Raw genomic sequence first — 23,849 nt, 5'->3', positions numbered from 1 at the left:
GCGGGAGTAAGTCTTAAACGATAAAATTTGATTTTTAATCATTAATTCTTTTAATCTTTTAAAACATGCTATTAATAAATATATATATATTCAAGCAGCTGCAGAAATGTGGTTGCTTTTTATTATGGCCAAAAGAAAAAACACTTTCAGCTGCACGATGAGCCGTAAGTGTTTTACTGTGTTTAAATTTTTTCTCCATCTTTCATTAGGAAGCTGATTTCATAATCAATTTCTAATGCTTCAGAAATCTTCTCTAAATCACTTTCACTGAAATTATTGCGTGTCATTTTGTTATGTAAGTTTTGGCGTGTAGTTCCTAATTTTTCAGCCAAATCCTTCACAGTCATGTCCTTTCTACCAAGAATAATTTTTATTTTTTCACTGGTAGTTAATCTCACAAAACCACCTCCTATCAGTAATTAGTATACCATTTTATATACTTGTAAACAAATTTATAAATAAAGTAAATCATAAAGTTTACTAAATTATTTACAAAGTACATTAATTAGTGTACTATTTGGTTATCAGCAAAATTGGAGCAGAAAATAACCATCAAGGGTTAGTCGGTGAATGGACAAGAAATAGCCGACATGCTGCGGGGAAGAGAGGTGAAACACTATGACATACTTTGGTTTTGTAATTTCAAGAGAAGATGAAGCGAATTTTCCTCACTTCTCGAATGTAACAGAGGCTCGTGCTTATTTCCAGAAACGCTATGGAGACCGTTACAACCTAGGGAGTAGAGAGAGACAATTCGATGGCTACTGGGGTGGTTATATTTACTTTGATGATGTTGATGGGCAACCGGTTCAAATCGGTGAAGATGGATCTGTACATGTAGTTTATTAATTTTTTAGCAATGGAAAGCGGGGTGAAAAACGATGGCATTTGAATACTTAGCAACGTACACAACATTTGAAACAGTAGCTGATATGGATCAGCATGTGGAAGAGCATATCCAGCAGCATTTTTATGAGTTAACAGAAACAGAACGTGCCATCGTTTATAAGCTTGCATCACACTCTCTTAACTATCCTGGGGTGTGTCACCTGAAAGCTTCCACAATTGCTGACAGCTTAGAGATCAGCACAAAGACGGTTTATCGTGCTATTTCAAAACTGGAATCACTAGGGATTATCAAAAAACAAACAACAACGAAGGTAAAGGGAGGACGCGGTGCAAACATCTATATTATTTTGCCCAGTCAATCTGAAACATGTGAAGATCCTGACGAGCCTTTTGAGGAATGTGAGGTTGTTCCATTACAAGAAGCTTATAACCGAGCTAATGCTGAAAAAGAAAAGTGCAAAGAGTTTATGAATGAGTATCAACAAATGCTATTTGAATTTATGCATTCATTACCTATCTCAGATGACTTTAAGGATGATCTGCATAAAGTGGTGCTAGCATCTGATGTAAGTAATATTCAGGAATTCATATTGGCCAAAAACATCATTTTTAAAATGGCTAACGATATTAAAGAAGGAATGCTGACGGTTACTAAATCATTACGTGCCATATTCGTAGGAGCTCATAAGAAGGCCTTACAACGTAGAGATAAGCATCCCACAATATTACTATCACCTGTGGAGGATAAACCTATGAATATACGCACGGTGCCTTTTTACAACTGGCTATCAGAACGTAATGGACCAACAGAAGTATTTTAATAAGAAAGGAAGTGAATGCAAATGAGAGTAACAGTTAAAGAATGGCGTGTAATGTCTGATCGTAATAAACAATTACTTTTAAATGCGGTAGCAACTAAATAAAACATATATATAGAAGGGAAATGACGAACATGCAACAACAAACACAACACATATTAGAAAAAGTAGTACTCGAAAATAGTAACGATGCTTCAGGATTATCTGTACAAATGATTGATTTACGAGTTGTACAACAGGCGGTAGCTAATTTGATGAATAGAATAGACGAAATCACTGAAAATCGCTGGCATGAGAATCGTGGCATGGCATACTTGTCTATTCAAGAAATACAAGATACAGTGCGTTTGATTGATATGGCTTTCTTTCCATTGTTTAAAAGAATGGAAGATGAAGTAAAAACCATTAACATTCATGCACAAGAATTGTATGAGACAGTAATTAAAAATGATGCACAACAAGAAGTAACATTGTCAAATTGTTAAATAGATCAAAGGGCATCCATGTAGTGTGGGTGCTTATGCTTGTCTGAATAAAAAACTGAAGGATGTATTAAATCATCATTAGTTTAGATGTATTCAAATTATCATGTGAGTCTTTATATAAAAAAAGACGAGAAATTTCCTCAAAAATGAAAATTCCAATATAATTAAAAAATAGAATATAGTTGAGTATCGTTAGAAAAATAAGGAGAGTATCATGAATAATTTTATAGAATTATTGAAAGTAGCAAAAAATCCGAAATATTTAGCACTGACATTAATGATTTTAACATTGGGCGGCAGTATTAATTTTTTCTATAAGTTTGTAAAGCTAGATTCGTTTCAAATGATTATTGATATAATAATGTCAAACTGGCTGTATATACTTTATGCTGTTATTTTTACATTTGCCTATATCTTTCTTTTGCTTTATTCAGATAAAAAATCTCAAGAAAAAATAGATGAATATAATAGTCAAGGAGAATCCCATATAGTTAACGTTGATAATTTAATAAGTGGTCATATAAAAATAAGCCAGAAATATTTTGTTGGAAAAGAATTACTTATAAACTTAAATAACATTTCTAATGAAAAAATATTAAAGATGAATGGCTTTATTTCCCTTTATAAGGGACAGGTGAGAGTGAAGAAACTTCAATTTGATATTAACATGCTAAAAGCCGGATATTCTGAACGCATTTATCAATCTGTTAATGAGGTAGAAATACTCAGATTTGAAGCTTTTGATATCTATATCAATGAAATGGTAACTGAAAATGAAACAATTAGGGAAATACATAAGATGGGTCCGAGATTTGGAAGAATTCCCTTTGTCTTGAATTATGATAAGTACTATGACAATAAACTTTTCGGAATTAAAACAAGGTTTAATTTGGTTTGGATTAAAAAAAAAATACGAAACATGTATTTTTCTATAAGGTTCAAATACAGAAAAAAAATTTATGGAGAGCAAAAGCAATCTGAAATAATAATATCTTTTATTGGAAGGGGCTGTTTATTTATAGTTGTTTACACCACTTTATTTTTGGTTATCCTTATGAATGTTTTTGTAATGATAAAGATACTTTATATGTTTTGGGATTTGGCACCACTCTTTTGGGATCTTATTAAAGAGGGTATAAACAATTGACATTTATTCTAGTGATATATGCGAAAGTTTTTTTGTGGTAATAAAAAAGGACTGGTGTATTATTCCCAATCCTACTCACCCATTCCTGTACACACGCTCGCCGAATTTTATTAGCCCCAATCTAGCCCCAATGCTAGCCCCAAAATAACAATAATTAATGCATTATTGTGCATTGTTGATAAAAAGCAAAAACCCTAGAAAACCTTGATATAAAAGGCTTTCTAGGGTTTTCTAAACTACTCTTTGCAGAGTAATTTAATTAACGAGAGTAGTACTCTACGATGAATGCTTCGTTGATTTCAGCTGATAATTCAGAACGCTCTGGAAGGCGAGTGAATGTACCTTCTTTTTTGTCAGCGTCAAATGTTAAGTAGTCAGGTACGAAGTTGTTTACTTCGATTGCTTCTGTTACAACAGTAAGGTTTTGAGATTTTTCACGAAGAGAAATCGTTTGACCTGGTTTTACGCTGTATGAAGGGATATCAACGCGTTTGCCATCTACTAAGATGTGGCCGTGGTTTACTAATTGACGAGATCCACGACGAGTACGAGCTAAACCTAAACGGTAAACTAGGTTGTCAAGGCGAGTTTCAAGAAGGATCATGAAGTTTTCACCGTGTACACCTTTCATTTTACCAGCGCGGTCGAATAGAGTACGGAATTGACGTTCGTTCATGCCGTACATGTGACGAAGTTTTTGTTTTTCTTGAAGTTGTAAACCGTATTCTGATAATTTTTTACGTTGGTTTGGACCGTGTTGACCTGGTGCGTAAGGGCGTTTTTCGATTTCTTTACCTGTACCGCTTAGTGAGATACCAAGACGACGTGATAATTTCCAAGATGGACCTGTATAACGAGACATATTGTTGTCTCCTCCTTTAAATTTGGTTTTTTTGTTGTAAAACAAAAACCAGTAGTACCCATTCTTATACGCATTTTATTTTCATGTATTTTCGCCTATGCAGCCGTTAGGTTACACAATACACCATCTATTTGAATCTGTTTAGTTATCCTAAAAAAATAGAGGAATAAAATACAGTAATAAGCTCATACCACTGCTGCGTTTATTTTACACAAATTTCATTGTAACTGCTTATTACATAGACGTCAATTATAACACTAACTATTTTCAAAAAAGAACTATAGTAAATATTTCCTTTATGTACACGATGCGAAATTTTAGAATAGTTAATGATACAGTGAGAGATGTAAAATGTAAAAGTAAAGTAGAATAACATAGTCAAAATGACACAAATTATGTATAATATACAATAAGTTAATAGTAATTGATTTGTACGTTATATAGAAAAGGTGATTTCATGACAGACCATTTACAAACGCTAAAATATATAAAATCAGATGTTTTGAGCATTTGGGTGAGTTCTAAAGAACAAACTGGTTTAAATGAGTATTTTCACCCATTGGAACAGTGTCTAAAGAAGCATTTTGGAATTGTGAATGTGGCATTCCTCGGTTTTGAAGGTAATTCTTTAATACCTGTAGAAGAGATGGCTACTTTAACAATTGAAACGAAACTAAATGCTGTGTCATGGTTAATGATTGAAGCTAGTTTTTATCAACAGAAAATGGTAAAAATCCCTTATATATTAAAAGAAAAAGAAGCCTATTCGAAGATGACAGATATGGTTCTTTTCCAAGTAGAAGGTAGGAATCCAATAGGTGGGCTACTAGTAGAGGCAACAGATGCTTGGACAGACTTTATGACTTCTAATTACGGGGAAGAAAGTATAGAAACGCTTACGAAAGTTCTTCAGTTGATAAGAGAAAATTATGAAGTAAAAGTGAATGAAGATCAATTTAGAAAATTGTATAATATGACAGATTTATTTCATTCAACAATGGATATTGATTTAATTTTAGAAAACGTCTTAAAAAATATTAAGGATAATTTCCCCGAATTTAATGTGGAGCTTATACTATCGAATGATCAAGACCGCCATACGACTATCGATATTAAGCTTTTTGATTACTTATCTGAAAGGCCTGCGACTATTGAGGCTTTTGTCTCAGGAGAGCTGACGACGGAGCTTGCTAGCGATTTGAATTGCCGAGTTTTAAACGCCCCTATTAAAGGAAGACAAGCTATTTATGGCATTTTACAAGTAAGTGCACCTACAACGTATCTTTTTTCACCGACTGAAAAAGATTTTGTACGAATGCTAGCGCAAACATCAGGAAATGCGCTCGAAAATGCAAAATTATATCATCAGTCACATCGCCTTGTGAGTGATTTGCAACTCATCAATGAAACATCACATCGTTTAAATATGAGGATAGGCATTAATGAAATGTTACTTTTCCTTCAAAAGCAGTTAATGAAATCATTTCAACCAATGGAAGTTTGTTTCGCTTTTAAGCATAATGACACATTTGAAGTGACGGATGCTAGTACGGCCTTATTTAATACAGAAAAGGGTCAAACATTTATAAAACATGTTGAACAACATTTTAAAAGTACCAACGATCCACTATTTATTGCAGATTTCAGCCGTTTAACCCCTACTCATATTGAATATCGTTCAATTATGGCAATCCCGATTTTAATGGAAGAAAAAATAAATGGCTTTAGTATTGTGTTACACAAGGAGCCATATTTCTTTTCGTTTGATAGTTTTAAGTTAATGCAATCATTAATTCATCACTCTTCTTTAGCAATTGCAAACTCAATATTACGACATCAACTTCAGGAAATGGTAGATTTAGACCATTTAACAAAATTGTATGCAAGAAGTTATTTAGACAAGTATGTAGAAAAGTCACTTATTAATGATCAATCTGGGATGTTCCTACTCATTGATATTGATAATTTCAAACGTGTGAATGATACGTATGGTCATCAAATTGGTGATAAGATTCTTATGCAAATTGCGGTACAGTTAAAAGAAATGATTGGAGCTCGCGGTATTTGTGCACGCTGGGGTGGAGAGGAAATGTCTGTGTATGTTCCGAATATTGATGAGAAAGAAGCAATCGAATTGGCTGAAGAAATTGTTGCAGTAATTCCAAATACAACAGATCCTCGGGTGACAATTTCAGCAGGTCTCATAACATGGGATGAACTGTATCGTCCACCGTTTCAATCTGTTTTCCTACATGCAGATACAGCGCTGTATGAAGCGAAAAATAGTGGTAAAAATCGATTCTGTATGCATGATCGACCGTATCAAATAAACTAATAATTCGCTCCTGAAATTAGGGGTGACATCTCGGTGGAGGGTGGACAACTCTTTCGGAATCGTGGCTCATCGGACGCCACAAGGAAAGTGCTCAGAATGAAAATAGACTTCACGAAATTAAATGTCATCCATTTTTTTGCAATGAAATACCCTGAAATGACAATAAATCATTTCAGGGTATTTTTTTTATAAATGGGAGAGTAAGGTTACTACGAATAGCTCTAATCCCTCTTGATCTTCCTTAGAAAAGCGATTAACGATTGGGCTATCGATATCAAGAACACCGATGACCTCTCCTTCTTTTTTCAAGGGAATCACGATTTCGGATTGGGAAGCGGCGTCGCAGGCAATGTGACCAGGGAAGTCGTGTACGTCTTTTACGACCATTGTTTCTGCTTTACTTACTGCTGTTCCACATACCCCACGTCCAATTGGTATTCTGACGCATGCAGGTAAGCCTTGGAATGGCCCTAATACAAGTTGCTCTCCTTGTAATACATAAAAACCAACCCAGTTAATGTTCGGCAGAAACTGATTTAGTAATGCAGAGGCGTTACTTAAATTAGCAATGCGATCGCTTTCTCCTGTAAGTAGGGCATCTAATTGTTTGGCCAACGTATTATATTGCTCGGCAATTGGCCCTTCATAATTAATTTGAGTAAACATAAAAGCACCTCGTTTGAAAGTTATTATTTTGGATATATAACATTAAAGTGTTGATGCAAATCAGCAACACTATGAGCATCTGAACCGAAAACCATTGGAAGCCCAATAGATTTACTATAGTCTATGAAGGAAAATGGTGGATAAGTTTCCTGACAATATGTTTTACTTAATCCAGCGCTATTTAAATCTAACTCATAGCCTTCTTCCTTCATTACATCTAAAACTTTTCGAATCTGCGCAGAATCATCAATCTTCACTGTATGTGCTAATTGGAATTTGTGAATAAGTGAAGGATGCCCAATGCGCTTAGGCTTGTATTGTCCTAAATCTGCTTTAATGGATTGTAGGACGGTATCGTAATATAAATTATACACTTGTTCAATAGAGCCGACTTTCTTTGCAAAAGCCATAAAACTTTCTGGAGAAAAGTCTATGCATTCAAAGGTATTGTCCCATTGTAAAAAATGAACTGATAAAATAGAATCATCTAAAAAGTGTCCGTATGTATCAAGAAATTGACGAGTTTCTTGTTCAAAGCCTTGAATATAGTCGACCTCTAGCCCTATATGAATGCGAATGTCTTGTGCGTACTCCTTTTGAAGGCGTTGCAAATCTTCAAAATAAGGCATTAAAAATTCCGGATTCATACCACTGTCTTGCTGTGGTGTAGGGTCTACAAAATTCAATGGTAATGGTGCATGTTCTGTAAAGCTAATATCTGTGAAATCATGAGAGATTGCTTTTTCTATATACTGCTTAAATGAATCAGAGGTACCATGTGGACAATATGGGCTATGAACATGGCCGTCACATTTCATAAATACCACTCCTTTATATTTTTGGATAATACACTTATATTTGCGCATATTGTTCAAAAATTAAGTTATTGTTATTCTTAAAAGGCGTAATTACACAAAAAACACTCAAATTTTAGTACAAAAGGCGATAACATAGTATATAATAAATACAACTAGCCAATTCGTTTATTGTAGAATAGGAGGCTTACGATGGAGTATATCATCATTCCAGTTATCCTACTATTAATTTTAGCGATAGTAGGATTTATGATGCGACGAAAACATACAACAATCATTGCTAAACTTGAAAATGAAAAATCACAAATACAAAACAATCCCATAAATGAGGAAATTTCAAAAGTTAAATCTTTAAACATGAACGGTGAAACGGAGGAAATGTTTGAACGATGGCGTAATAGTTGGGATGAAGTCATCGATGTACATATGACAAAAATTGATTCACTCTTATTCGATGCAGAGGATCAAATCAATAGACTTCGTTTTAATAAAGCAACATTAATTGAACGTGAGATAGAAGATTACATTAAAAAGTGTGAACAAGATAAAGATAAAATCTTAGAAGAACTAAATGAATTAATTGGCAGCGAAGAAAAAAATCGTATTGAAATTGAACAATTAAAAGAATACTATCGCTCTGCACGTAAAACATTGTTAGCGCACCAACATTCATTTGGGGTAGCATTACCAGCTCTAGAGAAAAAACTGGAGACGTTTGTTCAAAAGTTTGAGGAATTCGATGTGCTTACTAGTGAAGGGAATTATTTGCAGGCACGGGAAATTGTTATTGGCTTAAACCAAGAATCACAACAGACATTTGAATATATCAATGATGTCCCAGCAATTTTGACTGAATTGCAAGTGAAGCTTCCAGGAGCGGTACAGGAGTTACGAAGTGGCCAGCGTGAAATGGAAGATCAATCCTATTATTTACAACATTTAGAGCTAACTGAAGAGCTTAATAAATTTGAAGAAGAATTTGTAACATTAAAAAGTGAATTAGCAGAGCTTAACTTAAATGTTGTTAAACCACGTGTTACGGATATAAATGAAGAAATTGATCATTTTTACGATCTTCTTGAAAAAGAGGTTATTGCTAAAAATTATGTTGACCAAAATTGTGATCGTTTATTAAGCTCAATCACCAATGTTATTAGTTCAACAAGATTAGTAAGTGATGAAGCAACTTTTGTGCAGCAAAGTTATCGCTTAAATGAAAAAGATGCTGAAATTCCAAAAGCTGCATTAAAGCAATTAGAAGCTTTACAACGTCGCTATGATTTATTGGCGATGCGTGTTAGAGAGGAAAAATCTGCATATTCAAGTTTACAGGAAGAATTGATTGAAATTAGTGATGAGCTAGAAAGGATTCATGAGGAGCAAGGTCATTTGTCAAATACGATGAAGAAGCTACGAATTGATGAAAACAAGGCTCGCATGCAAGTAGAAAGCTTAAAGAAAACATTACAAGAAACAGATCGTCTATTGAATAAGGCTAATATTCCAGGTATCCCTGAAGAGATGGATGCCCGTCTAGATGAGGCAGCAGAGCATATTTATTTAGTTATGCAAAGCCTGCAAGAGGTGCCTCTCAACATGGGAACAGTTCATAATAATTTAAATGCCGCAACACTTTGTGTAGAAGATGTAAAAACGAAGTCGCATGAATTAATTGAAAATGTAATGCTGATTGAGCGCATTATTCAGTACGGTAACCGTCATCGTGCAACAAATCCAAAATTGAATTCTCGTTTAAAAGAAGCAGAAGGATCTTTCAATCAATTCCGTTATTCCAAAGCATTAGAAGAGGCTGGAACAGCAGTTGAAGAAATGGAGCCAGGTGCTTTAAAGCGAATTCAAGAACTTGTGGCTGAAGAAACAATATCAAAATAGTCAAGTATAATAAGAAATTACAGCAGCTGTCTAAAAGGTATAGTTATTACTTTTTAGACAGCTTTTTATTAAGATACGAAGTAAGCGCCCTGCTGGAACGGAAATCACCCCCTCGTTGTAGATATAAAAGCTAAAGATGGAACATCAAATGAGGCGGAGACTTTAATTATTTTTGATTCGAAATGATGAAAAATAGAGGTGTTCAACATGCAATTTTATAGTCGGGAAATGAATGAAATGCATGCGACTGATATATTAAATTGGAAATATGAAGAACCATATGATTTTTACAACAATGAACTTTGCGACGAATCTCTAAAAGAATTTCTTGAAAGTCCGTATTATTCTATTGTCAATGATCAAGAAGAGCTAGTCGGTTTTTTCTGTACAGGAACATCTGCACAAGTACCTAAAGGACATGACTATGGTGCATATATAGACGAATGCATTGATATTGGAATAGGGATGAAGCCTGAGTTAACAGGAAAAGGGTATGGTGCAGAGTTTTTTTCATTTGTTTTAAATCATCTACAACAAGAAAAAAATTGTCCTCTTCGTTTAACAGTAGCTACCTTTAATGCAAGAGCCATTCACCTATATGAAAAATTAGGCTTTAAAAAAGTTATGAATTTCACAGCTTCAACTGAATTTATAACAATGGAGAAAGCTTAATGAATCAGCCAGTCAATTAAGAAAAATTTGTGGGATTGCTTGTTTTTCTTGAACTACTAGTGTGAAATTAGCTTACAATATAGTTAAATATAGCAGCGTTAGCTTTTACTGAAAGTAGAGGGTGACATTAAAAAAACATGCTATGTGTATAAGTTGATCTTCGTTACGACTGGGCGACTCCTCGGGGATTAGCGAAAGCAACAAATGTTTTAACTGTGCGAAAGCAAAGCGGCAGCTACAAAGCGCCCAGGAACGGAAATCAACTACACGTTAGGGTGATGAGCCTAACAATGCAGAAATCAAATTTTTTTGCTGCTTAATTTTTAGTTAGAAACGTTCATAGCAAGTCTTTAAGATGCCACTCTAAAAAGGGTGGTTTTTCACATTAAAAGCAAACAAATAGGTGATTAAATTAGGATAATTGTTAAAGTTAGTAGTCAATCGCTGAAGATTGCGTTATGATAAATACCGTTAAATCAACGTTTTGAAAGTGTGTGATAATAATGGAAGTTAATACAATCTATTTAGACAACAGTGCAACAACAAAACCTATAAAAGAGGTTATGCAAGCATTTATGGTAGTGAATGAGCAGTATTATGCCAATCCTGCTTCCATTCATGCAATGGGTGTTGAATCAAATGAATTATTAATGCGTGCACGTGAGCAAGTAGCAGATATTTTGCATACAGAAGCAAAAAATGTGCTATTTACATCAGGTGGTACTGAATCCAATAACACGGCTATATTTGGTTTAGCACGTAGCAACACACATAAAGGAAATCATATTTTAACAACTGAAATTGAACATCCATCTGTCCTAGAATCTGTGAAGCAGCTTGAGCAAGACGGTTTTGATGTGGAATACTTGCAAGTAGATGAAAACGGAGTTATTTCTTTAGAGGAGCTTCGCGCAAAAGTGCGGAAGGATACCATTTTAGTAAGTATGATGCATGTAAATAATGAAATGGGCGCGATTCAACCAATTTTTGAAGCTGCAAAAATTATTCATGAATCGAGTCGTGCAGCTTTTCACGTAGACGCTATACAAAGCTTCGGGAAGTTACCGATATCATTTAACGATGACGAGGGTCCAGACTGTATTTCAATTTCTGGTCATAAAATTCATGGCTTTAAAGGTTCAGGTGTACTCGCATTCCGTAAAAAAATGAAATGGCAACCGTATGCACTTGGCGGAGGGCAGGAATTTGGTTTGCGTAGCGGAACAGTAGCTGTACCGCAAGCTGTAGCCTTATCAAAAGCAGCTCGAATAGCGATAGAGACGATGAATGACCGTGCAAAAAAATATCGTCAATGGTATGAAGAAATATGCACTCAATTACGTGGATATGGAGATGAAGTGCATATTTTATCAACACCAAAAGGAGCTGCGCATATTTTATCTTTTAGTATTCGCGACTTAAAAGGTGAAGTCATTATCAATGCATTGCAAAAACGTAATGTAATTGTATCGACATCGAGCGCATGTTCATCGAAACAGACAAAAACAAGTCATGTTGTTGAAGCTCTAAATATCGATGAGCATTTTAAAAATGGTGTTATTCGTATAAGTTTTGGCGCACATGTAACAAATGAAGATATTGTAAAGTTTAAACAAGTATTAGATGAAGTATTGACGGAACTAAAAGGAGAATTTTAAAAATGATTTGGAAAGAAATTTTAATTCGATATGGAGAGCTTTCTACAAAAGGTCGCAACAAGATGGATTTTATTCGTCGTTTACGAGAGAACATTCGTCATGCGTTTGCGGATTTAGGACATTTACACATTCGCACAGAGCGTGATCGAATGTTTATAGCCATTCAAGATGAAGCACAAATGGACGTACTATTAAAAGGTTTACCTAAAATTTTTGGTATTCAATCATTTAGTCCTGTGGCTGCATGTGAAAAAGATATCGAAGCCATGAAAAAACTAGCCATAACAATTATGGATACATTTAAAAATGAGCAGCTTACATTTAAAGTAGAAGTAAAGCGCACAGATAAAACATTCCCGTTAGAATCACATGCCATTCAACGCGAAATTGGTGGTCATGTATTACCACAATATCAAAATTTATCAGTAAAGGTGAAGAAGCCTGATATCGAACTTCGCGTAGAGGTGCGTCATGATGCAACATATATGATGGCGCAAGTTATTCCGGGTGCAGGTGGAATGCCTGTAGGCTCGAATGGTAAATCTTTATTAATGCTTTCAGGTGGTATCGATAGCCCAGTTGCCGGTTATTTAATGATGAAACGAGGAGTGCGCTTAGAAGCGATTCACTTCTTTAGCCCACCATACACAAGCCAAAACTCATTGGAAAAAGTAAAGGTACTTGCTAATGAATTAACGAAATTCGGAGCGAGTATACGTTTACACGTTATTCCTTTCACTGAAATTCAAGTTCTTATTAAAGAAAAAGTACCATCTAATGTATCGATGACAACTACTCGTCGTATGATGCTAAAAGTTGCTGACAAAGTACGTGAAGACATTGGTGCACTAGCTATAGTTACAGGTGAAAGTCTTGGGCAAGTAGCGAGTCAAACTCTTGAAAGCCTTACAGCTATTAATGCAGTAACGAACACACCGATTTTACGTCCATTAATCTCATCAGATAAATTAGAAATTATCGATATTGCTGAGAAAATTGGCACATACGAAACGTCTATTCAGCCATTTGAAGACTGCTGTACAATTTTTACTCCTGCAAGTCCAAAAACAAAGCCAAAGCTTGAAAAGGTTGAGCATTACGAAAGCTTCTCGGATTTTGATGAACTCATCGAACGAGCAGTGAAAAACCGTGAAGTTTACATTTTCCCGAAAAAAGAACAAGATGCCGATAAATTTGCGGATCTTTTATAGAAGAACCTTGCGAATTCATAAGAGCCGACTCAAAAGTACATTTTGAGTCGGCTTTTTTAGTCCATTTCCTTCTGAGGTACAATTTACCTGAAATATTTTTGTATTAAAAATCTAAAATCGCACATTCTATATTCACAAGGAGGTGAGAAACACATGGCAAACAACAATAACCGCAGTTCAAATCAACTTGCTGTACCTGGTGTAGAGCGCGCACTTGATCAAATGAAATACGAAATTGCACAAGAATTTGGTGTTCAATTAGGAGCTGACGCTTCAGCTCGTGCTAACGGTTCCGTTGGCGGTGAAATCACTAAACGTCTTGTACAAATGGCAGAATCTCAATTAAAAGGTATGCCGAACAACCAATAATTGCTTAATTAGCAATTATTAAAATTAAAACCAGTGACCGTAAAAGGCACTGGTTTTAGTTTGTTTAAAATGTTTATTTTTTATCCCGTATTAACGGGCAGTAATTTAAAAACCCGATTGAAAGACGCCCCCTGATTAAAAGTTTCAATTTATCCTACAAATGCTTTAAATGTAGAGACTGTATTCGAAATATCTTCACTTTCGCAAATTGCGGAAATAACTGCTATTCCATCTGCACCTGCTTTAAATACCGTATGTGTATTCGAGCAGTTTATGCCTCCAATTGCAACGATAGGCAGCTCTGGGTATTGTCCGCGAACTTGCTGTAAAAATTCAGTGCCACTAGGCGGTTTGGCGTCACTTTTAGAAGTAGTTGAAAAAATTGGACCAATTCCTACATAGTCAGCACCATATTGTAAAGCAGTTATTAATTCCGCTTGAGAATGAACAGAAACACCTAGTATCATGTTGCCAATTTTTTTACGTACCATTGACACAGGAAAATCTTCTTGGCCAATATGAACACCATCTGCTCTAAGTTTTATAGCTAGCTCTACATCATCATTAATAATAAACGGAACATGATACTGTTGACAGAGCTTTTGACATTTACGAGCAAAATTTTCATAGGCTCGTCCAGTAAGGGTATTTGGCCCTTTTTCACGGTATTGAAACATAGTAATTCCGGATTGGAGAGCTTTTTCTAATACAATTATTGGCTCCTGATTGAAAACATTACCTGTACCCATAATAAAATATAGCTGTAAATCGTCACGTTTCATGTATGATCACCTCGCAGGAATCCTTATACTGTTGATAAGCAAAATGATTTGTTGGACCATGGCCATTCCCAATAGATAAATCATGAGTTATTGCTAATTGAATAAATTTTTTAGCTTCCTCAATTGCCTTTTCTATAGGTAGCCCAAGGCCAAGAAAAGCAGTTAATGCAGCGGAAAATGTACAGCCTGTACCATGCGTGTTTGCTGTTGCAATACGAGTAGATTGCATAGAAAATGATCCACCATCTTGAAAAAATACATAATCAGTAGCATGACATATATCCTCTAAATGACCGCCTTTCATAACGACGCATTGAACACCTGTCTGTAATAAAATCTGGGCTACTTCTTTAATATCTGCTATAGAATTAATTTTTCTTCCAGAAAGGGTTTCGGCCTCAGGAATGTTAGGTGTTACAATTGTTGCTAAAGGTAGCAAATAATTTCGTAATGCCTCAATTGCTTCTTGCTGTAATAAGCTCTCGCCACCTTTTGCAATCATAACAGGATCTACAATAAGTGGAATATTTACTTCGGCTAAAATATGTGCAATTGATTGGATGATTTCGGAGGAAAACAACATTCCTGTTTTAATAGCACTAATTGAAAAATCCTCGATTAGCGCTTTCAGTTGTTTTTCAACAAAGCTCACTTCAATTGGTAAAACATCTGATACACCCAAAGTATTCTGGGCCGTTAAAGCTGTAATGACAGACGTTCCAAATACTTTTAATTCCTGGAATGTTTTTAAATCAGCTTGTATACCTGCACCGCCGCCACTATCTGAACCGGCAATTGTCGTTACAATATGCATTATTCTTCACCTTCCTTTGAAAGGCGATGTAGTTCATTCAATACAGCTATTTGAAAATCGCCAATGAATCGAGTAGAAGAAGCGGCTTTTTCTGCTAATTTTTTATAAAGTGATAATGTTTCTAGTAATTGGTCAAATGGTTGATCTCCTGCGGTGATAGAGGCACAACATATTGCACTCAATAAGCAGCCTGTTCCAGTAACTTCTGTCATTTGCGAATTTCCACCTGTAACCCATTGCTGAAGTTTGCCGTCAGTAATAAAATCCTTTTCACCGGTCACAATAACAATACAATTGTATTGCTGAGCTATTTTTTGTGCCTCCATTTCTAAAGAAATTGAACCACTACCACTATCTACGCCTTTTTGTTGCCAGTCTACATTGGCAATTGCTGCAAGCTCTCCGATATTGCATCGAATCGCCGCAAATTTTATTTTCTCCAATAATTGCTGTACCGTTTGTTTCCGGTAAGTCGTTGCACCGGCTGCAACAGGATCTAAAACAACCGGAATGCCAAGAATATTTGCTTTTTTCCCTGCAAGTAACATGGATTCTTTCATTCGCTCATTAAGGGTCCCAATATTGATCAATAAGCCTGAGGCGATTGTGACCATTTCTTCAACCTCATGACCGTCATCAGCCATGACTGGAGAAGCGCCTATTGCTAATAAGCCATTTGCTTGGAAATTAGCAACCACATAATTCGTTATGCAATGAATAAGTGGATTTTGTTTACGGATCGTTTGGAAAATCAATTTAAGTCCTCCTCGTTGGATGGACGTAAGCGTGCAAAAAAGGCCCTTTTTCGTGCAAAAAACACGTAAAAGAGCCTTTCATCAGTAAGTCGATGTGAATTGCTCCCTACGTCAGTATTAACTAACAGGTTCAAAGGGTCAGGTTTTACCTTCTCAACTCTTAATGAGTCCCCCTGCAATCATGCTTTTAGTTGACCAAAATGTACCATATTATTCATTCGCGTTCAATAGGGAGTTTTTTATTTTCATTCAGCAACTCTGTACGAAAGCGACGATTACGCCAATTTGAAATGAATAGAAGCAATACGTGACTGATGCCATATAGCGGAGCATGATAGTTGTCACGACTTTAATAAATTAGAGTGAATTCAATTGAAAATGATAAAAATTGAGTTTTATAATGGGCGTAACAAAAGGGGGCAATTGCCATGAAAAGAGAAGATTTAATCGCACCAGAATGGTATAACATTTCAGAAGAAATTGAAAAATATGCACAGGATCCTACGAAAAATGCATTATTAGTTTATAGCGAAGACGAGGAAATTCAGTACTTAACATATACAACTTTACTTGAAAAGGCGAATCAGGCAGCACATGTATTTACCTCCCAAGGTTTAAAAAAAGGCGATGTTATTTTAGTCATGGTACCGAGATCAGTGGAAGCATATATCGTGTATATTGCAGCTTTGAAGGCAGGTTTAACTATTATACCTAGTTCAGAAATGCTGAGAACTAAAGATATTGAATATCGAATCAATCATGCCGATGCAAAAGGAGTTGTTGCATTTGAGCCTTATATTGAACAATTTGATAATGTGGAAAATTTACAAGCAATAAAGCAATTTGTCATTGGTCATGCACATGAACCTTGGCAACCGTTGCTTGAAAGAATGCATAGCCAACCAACATCTTATATAAGCTCTACTCCAACTAAGAGTACAGACATTGCATTTTTAGCATATACAAGTGGTACAACAGGCAATCCAAAGGCAGCGGTGCATACACATAGCTGGGGTTACGCACACTTGCGAACTACTGCACCAAATTGGTTAGGTGTTCAAGAGGGTGACATTGTTTGGGGAACAGCAGCTCCAGGCTGGCAAAAATGGATTTGGAGTCCGTTCCTCGCTACTTTAGGAAGTGGTGCAACAGCATTTGTTTACAAAGGTCACTTTGATGCGGCAACTTACTTTAGACTGATTGAAAAATTCAATATTAATATTCTGTGTTGCGCACCAACCGAATATCGATTTATGGCGAGTCTTGAAAATTTACAAGATTTTAATGTAAGTACAATACGTCAGGCTGTGTCAGCGGGTGAACCTTTAAATAGTGAAGTGATAAAAGTATTTTCCGAAGTTTATAATTTACAAGTACGAGATGGCTATGGACAAACAGAGAATACATTACTTGTTGGTACAATGGTAGGGATGGAGTCTAGAATGGGATCAATGGGCAAACCTACTCCGGGTAATACTGTTGAAATTATAAATGATCTTGGAAATCCTGTTGCGGTTGGGGAAATTGGAGATATTGCTGTACACTGTGAAACGCCCGCGTTATTTAAAAAATATTTAAACGATCCAGAACGGACAAATTTACAATTTAGAGGCGATTGGTATATTACCGGAGATCGTGCATACAAAGATAATGATGGTTATTTTTGGTTTGAAGGACGCGGGGATGATGTCATTATTTCGTCTGGGTATACGATTGGACCATTTGAGGTAGAAGATGCATTGTTGAAGCATCCTGCAGTGAAAGAAACTGCCGTTGTTGCAAGTCCAGATGAGATTCGTGGAAATCTCGTGAAGGCGTTTGTTGTGCTCTGTGAAGGAGAAGTTGGTAATGAAACACTTATAAAAAAACTACAAAGCCATGTAAAAACTTTAACAGCCCCATATAAATACCCTCGTAAGATTGAGTTTGTTACTGAGCTGCCAAAGACCTCATCAGGCAAAATTCGTCGTGTCGAATTACGAGAGCAAGAAAAAATCCATTTTATCAAGCATCATTAATTTCCTAGGAAATAATGTCGAAAATCAAAGTTCCTGCTTTTTTATAATATTAGGTAATGTATTATAGGTTGAATAAGTTAAAGTTTTTGCAAAGTGTTGGAGATCAACTTCGTATTAGGGTGATAAGCCATATTATTTGGGGGAGACATCATTAGTTAGTTGGAAAATCAACCCTACATTATTTTAATGAACTTGGAAAAAGGTGCAACCTTAAGTAAACATGGCTGAATAGGTGCGAAAAGATTTTTCAAAAATATTTTTGATAAGCTGTCTCAGTTGCAATTAATTCCCTCCATTTAGTAATATTAAGTACATATGATGATTAGGAGGCGTTTATATGGCACAAGTAACATTTAAAAATGGTCAAGTAACACTTGTAGGGAACGAAGTAAAGGTTGGAGATCAAGCACCAGATTTCTCTATATTAGCGAATGACCTATCACCTGTTACATTAAAAGATTCAGAGGGGAAAATTCGTTTATTTAGCGTGGTACCATCATTGGATACTGGTGTATGCGATGCACAAACACGTCGTTTTAATGAAGCAGCAGCTGGCTTAGGTGATAATGTAGTAATCTATACAGTATCTGTTGACCTTCCATTCGCTCAAAAACGTTGGTGTGGTGCAGCAGGTATTGATGCTGTTCAAACAGTTTCAGATCACCGTGACCTGTCATTTGGTGAAGCATATGGTGTCTATATTCAAGAGTTACGTCTTCTAACACGCGCAGTATTTGTTGTGGATGCAAATGACAAAGTGACATATGTGGAATATGTTCCTGAAGCAACAGACCATCCAAACTATGAAGCGGCAATTGCAGCTGTCAAAGCACTAGCATAATTTATTGATTTTAGGCTAAGATATTACTAGACAAAGGGGCTGTGACAAGTTTTTGTCACGGCTCTTTTCTGCGTGAAAGGAAGTTGTGTATGGAAAACATCGAGAAGTTGTTTGGTATGCTAAATGAACATGCTGAAAAGATAGAAAAAGAACATAATATTACATTGCTAGAGGGTATTCTAGATGGCTTAGAGGCATGGCTAGGTGGGGAAGTTGATTTTTCACAAGAAGGTGCTACGAAGGAAGATGTGCGCAAAGCGATTCAAATTGCTGTTTTAAAGGGAATGCGAAAAGGCTCTCAGCCGAATCATCAGATGACACCAGATACTCTTGGGTTATTAGTTGGTTATTTTGTGGAGCAACTATTTGCAGATCGTCTAAAAACCGAAAAAATTTCGATTTTAGATCCAGCAGTAGGTACAGGGAATTTACTCCTAACAGTTATGAACTTATTAGACGAGAAAATAGAGGCAACAGGTGTAGAGGTTGATGAACTGCTTATTCGTATAGCTGCTGCTACAGCTGATTTGACAGAGCAGCCTGTTTCCTTATACCGTCAAGATGCGTTACAAGATTTATTAGTAAGTCCTGCAGATGCTATTGTTTGTGATTTACCAGTGGGATATTATCCGAATGAAGATATCGCATTAGACTATGAGCTGTGCCCTTCAGAAGGGTTGAGCTATGCGCATCATTTATTTATTGAGCAATCCATTAACTACACGAAGGATGGAGGCTATTTATTTTTCCTTGCACCAACGCATCTCTTTGAATCTGAGCAATCGAAACAACTGCATAAATACATTCAAAAGCATGCTTGGATTCAAGCAATTATACAATTGCCAGATACAATGTTCGCCAATAAAGCACTAGAAAAGAGCATTGTCATTTTACAAAAACAAGGTAAGGATTTCAAAGCCCCAAAAGAGGTGCTATTAGCAAAAGTACCAAATATGCAAAATAAACAAGCTCTAGCTATGTTCTTTGAAAAAGTGAATATGTGGCAAGAAGGGAAATAAGTAAAAAAAGGTATCCGAAATTGGATACCTTTTAGTTTATCAATAATAAAATATGTATCAATGAACAACTGTTGGTTTTCACCCTGAGTTTTCACACCCTAGAATAGGTGAAAAAGTTAAGCCGAAATAGTATTAATTATAATTAATACTAAAAAGATTCAGCTTAAGACTTCCTAATAGAAAAAAGAGAAAATTTTATGTTCCCTAGTGCTAACGTAGCGGCAGCAACAAAGCTCCCAGTCGTAACGGAAATCAACCCCCTCGTTTTTTACCAGAGAGCCATACTTTATTTAATAAGAACTTTAATCCCATTCACATATTAATTTTTCAACAACAAGAAAAAGGTATCCAATATTGGATACCTTTTATGTAATACAAAATTAATTTTCAGGTGTGCGGATAACAAGTACGTCACATTTAGCTGAGCGTACAATCGCTTCAGATACTGAACCGATTAGGAAGCGTTCTACTGCATTTAGACCAGTTGCACCACAGATGATTAAGTCTGCGTCTACAATTTTAGAAAGCTCTTTTGTAATGATATTTTTTGGTGAGCCATATTCAATTACAAGGTTAATATTTGTTAAGCCTTCTTCTTCAGCTTGCTTTTTGTAACCATTTAGTAGCTCTTCAGAGAATGCTTGAGCACGCTCTGCAATTGAACGGTCATATGCTTCAATAGCAGCGAAAGAACGTGTATCAATAACATTTACTAAATTTAATACAGCACCATCGTTACGTTTTGCTACGTCAATTGATTTACGGAAAGCGTATTCAGCTTCCTTCGAACCGTCTACTGCAACTACAATGCTTTTATATTTATTAGCCATTTGTATTACCTCCCTGATTTGTATATGTTGATTATACCAAATGATTTTCTAAAGGAAATACTTTCCGGAAGAAAAAATGTGAAAAAATGAAGACGTTTACAGTGATTCAGTTAATCATCATAACATAGGAGATTCACATTCCTCTAAGGTGCTGCGAACTCCAAAGAGCTGTACAACCTTCACTCTTATTAACTAATAAAGGGAATATGTTTTAATAAATGTCATCCTGGAAGAAAGATAATTGTAGGAAAATTACCACTTTATTAATTTGAATATTTAGCATTATAAAAATATTTTTAATTTTATCTATTATTATTTTAATTAAAGCATTTTTTGTTTATGTTTGGTAATATGGAAATGCAAGGGGTGCATCAATACATCGAAGAGTATGTAACAATATGTGCTTATTTTTTAGGTAATGGAAGGGGATAGGGAAGATGAAGATTGGTATTCCAAAAGAGATTAAAAACAATGAAAATCGTGTAGCCATGACACCAGCAGGGGTTGTTACATTAACAAATTCAGGTCATGAAGTGTTCATTGAAACGGGAGCAGGTTTAGGCTCAAGCTTTACAGATGCAGACTATGTTGCTGCAGGCGCTCATATTGTTGATACGGCAAAAGAAGCATGGGCGCAAGAAATGATTATGAAAGTAAAAGAACCTGTAGCGTCAGAATACGATTACTTCTATGAAGGTCAAATCTTATTTACTTATTTACATTTAGCGCCAGAGCTTGAATTAACGCAGGCACTTTTAAATAAAAAAGTTGTAGGCATTGCTTATGAAACTGTGCAATTAACAAATGGTTCTTTACCGCTTTTAACACCAATGAGTGAAGTTGCTGGTAAAATGGCAACACAAATTGGTGCACAATTCTTAGAGAAAAATCATGAAGGTAAAGGTATTTTACTAGGCGGCGTATCAGGTGTACCACGTGGTAAAGTTACAGTGATCGGTGGCGGTATAGCTGGAACAAACGCGGCGAAAATAGCTGTCGGAATGGGTGCTGATGTAACGGTAATTGATTTAAGCCCAGAGCGTTTACGTCAATTAGAAGATTTATTTGGCCGTGATGTACAAACATTAATGTCCAATCCATATAATATTGCAGAATCAGTGAAAAACTCAGATTTAGTAGTTGGAGCTGTTTTAATTCCTGGAGCGAAAGCACCAAAGCTAGTTTCTGAGGAAATGATTCAGTCAATGCAACCAGGCTCAGTAGTAGTCGATATTGCTATTGACCAAGGCGGTATTTTTGCGTCATCTGATCGAGTGACGACACATGATAATCCAACTTATGTAAAACATGGAGTTGTACATTATGCAGTAGCGAATATGCCAGGAGCTGTACCACGTACATCAACAATTGCTTTAACAAATAATACAATTCCTTATGCACTTCAAATTGCTAACAAGGGTTATAGACAAGCATGTGTTGAAAACGCTGCATTGAAACTAGGTGTTAATACAATTGATGGACATCTTGCTTACAAGGCTGTTGCAGATTCTCAAGGGTTGCCATATGTAAATGTTGATGAATTAATTCAATAAATAAAGTAATAAAAGGAAGCACCGTGTTTAATTATGGGTGCTTCCTTTTTATGTTGTTGAAAAACTATTCCCTTAGCAAAACGAGGGTTGATTTCCGTTCCAAGCTACTCGCTTTGTTGCTGTCGCTGCGCTTTCGCACAATCAAAACCCTCTGCTGCCGCTTCGTTAGCACTACGCCTTCGCGTAAAAAACATCTGTTGGCCCAAGCAGCTCATCGAACGCCCTCAGGAAAGCGCCCAGCTGGAACGGAAATCAACCACTCGTTTTGCCGGAGAGCGTACTTTAAACTAAAAGAGGAAGCACCATGTTGGTTGCTTCCTTCCTTTTCCTTAAATAAACTTACAGTACAATCAAATCTTTCGGGAATTTTGTAAGTATTTCTACGCCATCTTTTGTTACTACTACATCATCTTCAATACGGACACCTGTCACATCGGACTTATAGATGCCTGGCTCAATTGTAAAGACCATGCCTTCTTCCATAGTCATTTCATTTGCGCCTGTAACAGATGGGAATTCATGTACAGAAATGCCGAGTCCATGACCAAGTCGGTGTGTGAAATAATCGCCATAGCCTGCTTCAGTAATAGTATCACGAGCGATCTTATCTAAATCCATTGCACGAACACCTGGCTTCACAGCTGCAATAGCATTTGTGTTAGCAGATAGTACTGTGTTGTAAATTTCCTTTTGTGCTTCACTAGGTTCACCAAAGGCAACTGTACGTGTAATGTCAGAACAATAACCATCGTAAATTACGCCAAGGTCGAATAAGATCATATCGCCTTTTTCTATTTTTCGAGCACCTGGTTTACCATGTGGAGAGGCTGTTTTTGGACCGCTCAATACCATTGTCTCAAAGGACATCTTGCAGCCTTTATCCTGAATAGCACTTTCTATTGCTGTTAAAATTTCCATTTCTGTTTTGCCTTCTGCGATTTCTTTACAGCCGATTTCAATAGCATAGTCAGCTAGTGCAGCGGCTTTACGTAATTTTTCTAATTCATTTGCCTCTTTAATTACGCGCATAGCATTGATTTTTTCATCAAGGCGGACAAAACTTGCCTGTGGAAATGATTGTTGTAGAGCTTCTAAACGCTCTACAATAAGTTGACCTTTTTCAATAGCAAACGTTTGTGGATTAACATTACGAGCTTTTATCGCTTGTGCAAGAACTTCCATTGAATTTTCAGTATCTTGGTGGCCGATGACTTCATAAGACCAACCTGCATCCTTCGCATCTGGGATCTCCATTTTTGGACAAATTAAAAAAGGTTCTGCCTCTTTAAAAATCATCACGCCTAGCAATCTCTCATGTGGATCACTTTTAAAGCCTGAAACGTAAAAAACATTGTCTGGTGTCGTTACGAAAGCGGCATCAATTTGGTTTTGTTGTAAATAACTTTGAATTTCTTTAACCTTTGACATAAACAGTTCCTCCTCTTATTGCACTGAAA

The 23,849-nt window shown here is 36.0% G+C and carries 23 protein-coding genes and 1 riboswitch; of the genes, 14 read left to right on the top strand and 9 right to left on the bottom strand.

Annotation, left to right across the window (positions count from 1 at the left end; translation table 11 throughout):
- Positions 1 to 182 precede the first annotated feature (182 nt).
- Entirely contained in the window at positions 183 to 398 is a 216-nt protein-coding gene (locus ACQKN4_RS07750; RefSeq protein ID WP_049664439.1) for a helix-turn-helix domain-containing protein, read from the bottom strand.
- Positions 399 to 618: 220 nt separating this feature from the next.
- On the opposite strand from ACQKN4_RS07750, the gene ACQKN4_RS07745 reads away from it, so the two are divergent.
- From ACQKN4_RS07745 to ACQKN4_RS07730, 4 genes are all read left to right on the top strand, one after another.
- A complete protein-coding gene (locus ACQKN4_RS07745) occupies positions 619 to 849 on the top strand; it encodes a hypothetical protein (protein WP_427483148.1) in 231 nt (76 codons plus the stop codon).
- A 32-nt stretch (positions 850 to 881) separates the two neighbouring features.
- The gene (locus ACQKN4_RS07740; protein WP_427483146.1) at positions 882 to 1,670 is read left to right on the top strand and encodes a helix-turn-helix domain-containing protein; all 789 of its coding nucleotides are present in this window, start codon (positions 882 to 884) and stop codon (positions 1,668 to 1,670) included.
- Positions 1,671 to 1,792: 122 nt separating this feature from the next.
- Complete coding sequence (locus tag ACQKN4_RS07735) at positions 1,793 to 2,152, top strand: hypothetical protein (protein ID WP_427483144.1); 360 nt, start codon at positions 1,793 to 1,795, stop codon at positions 2,150 to 2,152.
- A 214-nt stretch (positions 2,153 to 2,366) separates the two neighbouring features.
- The gene (locus ACQKN4_RS07730) at positions 2,367 to 3,299 is read left to right on the top strand and encodes a hypothetical protein (protein ID WP_427483143.1); all 933 of its coding nucleotides are present in this window, start codon (positions 2,367 to 2,369) and stop codon (positions 3,297 to 3,299) included.
- A gap of 259 nt (positions 3,300 to 3,558) precedes the next feature.
- Here the strand turns inward: ACQKN4_RS07730 and rpsD are convergent, their stop codons facing one another.
- Complete coding sequence (gene rpsD / locus ACQKN4_RS07725) at positions 3,559 to 4,161, bottom strand: 30S ribosomal protein S4 (protein WP_079561621.1); 603 nt, start codon at positions 4,159 to 4,161, stop codon at positions 3,559 to 3,561.
- A 457-nt stretch (positions 4,162 to 4,618) separates the two neighbouring features.
- Here rpsD and ACQKN4_RS07720 point away from each other — a divergent pair, with 457 nt between their 5' ends.
- Complete coding sequence (locus ACQKN4_RS07720) at positions 4,619 to 6,496, top strand: sensor domain-containing diguanylate cyclase (protein WP_427483140.1); 1,878 nt, start codon at positions 4,619 to 4,621, stop codon at positions 6,494 to 6,496.
- Positions 6,497 to 6,682: 186 nt separating this feature from the next.
- Here ACQKN4_RS07720 and ACQKN4_RS07715 read toward each other — a convergent pair whose 3' ends face one another.
- Together ACQKN4_RS07715 and hisJ are read right to left on the bottom strand one after the other, a co-directional pair.
- On the bottom strand, positions 6,683 to 7,162 hold the full coding sequence (locus ACQKN4_RS07715; protein WP_079561619.1) for a GAF domain-containing protein: 480 nt from the start codon (positions 7,160 to 7,162) through the stop codon (positions 6,683 to 6,685).
- 23 nt (positions 7,163 to 7,185) lie between these two features.
- Positions 7,186 to 7,980, bottom strand: a complete 795-nt coding sequence (hisJ, locus tag ACQKN4_RS07710; protein WP_427483138.1) for a histidinol-phosphatase HisJ — start codon at positions 7,978 to 7,980, stop codon at positions 7,186 to 7,188.
- A gap of 189 nt (positions 7,981 to 8,169) precedes the next feature.
- Here hisJ and ezrA point away from each other — a divergent pair, with 189 nt between their 5' ends.
- From ezrA to ACQKN4_RS07685, 5 genes are all read left to right on the top strand, one after another.
- Complete coding sequence (gene ezrA / locus ACQKN4_RS07705; RefSeq protein WP_427483136.1) at positions 8,170 to 9,870, top strand: septation ring formation regulator EzrA; 1,701 nt, start codon at positions 8,170 to 8,172, stop codon at positions 9,868 to 9,870.
- Between the two features lie 228 nt (positions 9,871 to 10,098).
- Positions 10,099 to 10,542: a GNAT family N-acetyltransferase gene (locus ACQKN4_RS07700; RefSeq protein ID WP_427483134.1), complete on the top strand. Its 444-nt coding sequence runs from the start codon at positions 10,099 to 10,101 to the stop codon at positions 10,540 to 10,542.
- Positions 10,543 to 11,045: 503 nt separating this feature from the next.
- Complete coding sequence (locus ACQKN4_RS07695; protein ID WP_079561615.1) at positions 11,046 to 12,200, top strand: cysteine desulfurase family protein; 1,155 nt, start codon at positions 11,046 to 11,048, stop codon at positions 12,198 to 12,200.
- Between the two features lie 2 nt (positions 12,201 to 12,202).
- On the top strand, positions 12,203 to 13,411 hold the full coding sequence (gene thiI, locus ACQKN4_RS07690) for a tRNA uracil 4-sulfurtransferase ThiI (RefSeq protein ID WP_079561614.1): 1,209 nt from the start codon (positions 12,203 to 12,205) through the stop codon (positions 13,409 to 13,411).
- Positions 13,412 to 13,564: 153 nt separating this feature from the next.
- On the top strand, positions 13,565 to 13,780 hold the full coding sequence (locus tag ACQKN4_RS07685) for an alpha/beta-type small acid-soluble spore protein (protein ID WP_079561613.1): 216 nt from the start codon (positions 13,565 to 13,567) through the stop codon (positions 13,778 to 13,780).
- Between the two features lie 149 nt (positions 13,781 to 13,929).
- Here the strand turns inward: ACQKN4_RS07685 and thiE are convergent, their stop codons facing one another.
- From thiE to thiM, 3 genes are read right to left on the bottom strand one after another with little or no spacing between them, the layout of a single operon-like run.
- Positions 13,930 to 14,562: a thiamine phosphate synthase gene (thiE, locus tag ACQKN4_RS07680; protein WP_079561612.1), complete on the bottom strand. Its 633-nt coding sequence runs from the start codon at positions 14,560 to 14,562 to the stop codon at positions 13,930 to 13,932.
- Positions 14,552 to 15,376 (bottom strand): bifunctional hydroxymethylpyrimidine kinase/phosphomethylpyrimidine kinase, encoded by an 825-nt coding sequence (gene thiD / locus ACQKN4_RS07675; RefSeq protein ID WP_427483130.1) that lies wholly within the window; start codon positions 15,374 to 15,376, stop codon positions 14,552 to 14,554. The genes thiE and thiD overlap by 11 nt, the downstream gene beginning before the upstream one ends.
- A complete protein-coding gene (gene thiM / locus ACQKN4_RS07670; protein WP_427483128.1) occupies positions 15,376 to 16,131 on the bottom strand; it encodes a hydroxyethylthiazole kinase in 756 nt (251 codons plus the stop codon). The genes thiD and thiM overlap by 1 nt, the downstream gene beginning before the upstream one ends.
- Before the next feature lie 86 nt (positions 16,132 to 16,217).
- Positions 16,218 to 16,316, bottom strand: a riboswitch (TPP riboswitch).
- A 243-nt stretch (positions 16,317 to 16,559) separates the two neighbouring features.
- Here thiM and mbcS point away from each other — a divergent pair.
- From mbcS to ACQKN4_RS07655, 3 genes are all read left to right on the top strand, one after another.
- Complete coding sequence (gene mbcS, locus ACQKN4_RS07665) at positions 16,560 to 18,149, top strand: acyl-CoA synthetase MbcS (RefSeq protein ID WP_427483127.1); 1,590 nt, start codon at positions 16,560 to 16,562, stop codon at positions 18,147 to 18,149.
- A 337-nt stretch (positions 18,150 to 18,486) separates the two neighbouring features.
- Positions 18,487 to 18,990: a thiol peroxidase gene (gene tpx / locus ACQKN4_RS07660; protein WP_079561608.1), complete on the top strand. Its 504-nt coding sequence runs from the start codon at positions 18,487 to 18,489 to the stop codon at positions 18,988 to 18,990.
- A gap of 89 nt (positions 18,991 to 19,079) precedes the next feature.
- The gene (locus ACQKN4_RS07655; RefSeq protein WP_427483124.1) at positions 19,080 to 20,009 is read left to right on the top strand and encodes a class I SAM-dependent methyltransferase; all 930 of its coding nucleotides are present in this window, start codon (positions 19,080 to 19,082) and stop codon (positions 20,007 to 20,009) included.
- Positions 20,010 to 20,389: 380 nt separating this feature from the next.
- On the opposite strand, the gene ACQKN4_RS07650 is transcribed toward ACQKN4_RS07655, so the two are convergent.
- Positions 20,390 to 20,839, bottom strand: a complete 450-nt coding sequence (locus ACQKN4_RS07650; RefSeq protein ID WP_079561606.1) for a universal stress protein — start codon at positions 20,837 to 20,839, stop codon at positions 20,390 to 20,392.
- 437 nt (positions 20,840 to 21,276) lie between these two features.
- Between ACQKN4_RS07650 and ald the strand changes: the two genes are divergently transcribed.
- On the top strand, positions 21,277 to 22,392 hold the full coding sequence (ald, locus tag ACQKN4_RS07645) for an alanine dehydrogenase (RefSeq protein WP_079561605.1): 1,116 nt from the start codon (positions 21,277 to 21,279) through the stop codon (positions 22,390 to 22,392).
- Between the two features lie 339 nt (positions 22,393 to 22,731).
- On the opposite strand, the gene ACQKN4_RS07640 is transcribed toward ald, so the two are convergent.
- Positions 22,732 to 23,820, bottom strand: a complete 1,089-nt coding sequence (locus ACQKN4_RS07640; protein WP_079561604.1) for a M24 family metallopeptidase — start codon at positions 23,818 to 23,820, stop codon at positions 22,732 to 22,734.
- Positions 23,821 to 23,849: the final 29 nt, after the last annotated feature.

Source organism: Lysinibacillus sp. NPDC093692 (genome assembly GCF_050280125.1).
GTDB lineage: Bacteria > Bacillota > Bacilli > Bacillales_A > Planococcaceae > Lysinibacillus.
Note: the sequence above shows the minus strand (reverse complement) of the source record. Positions and strands in the feature narration are given on the sequence as shown.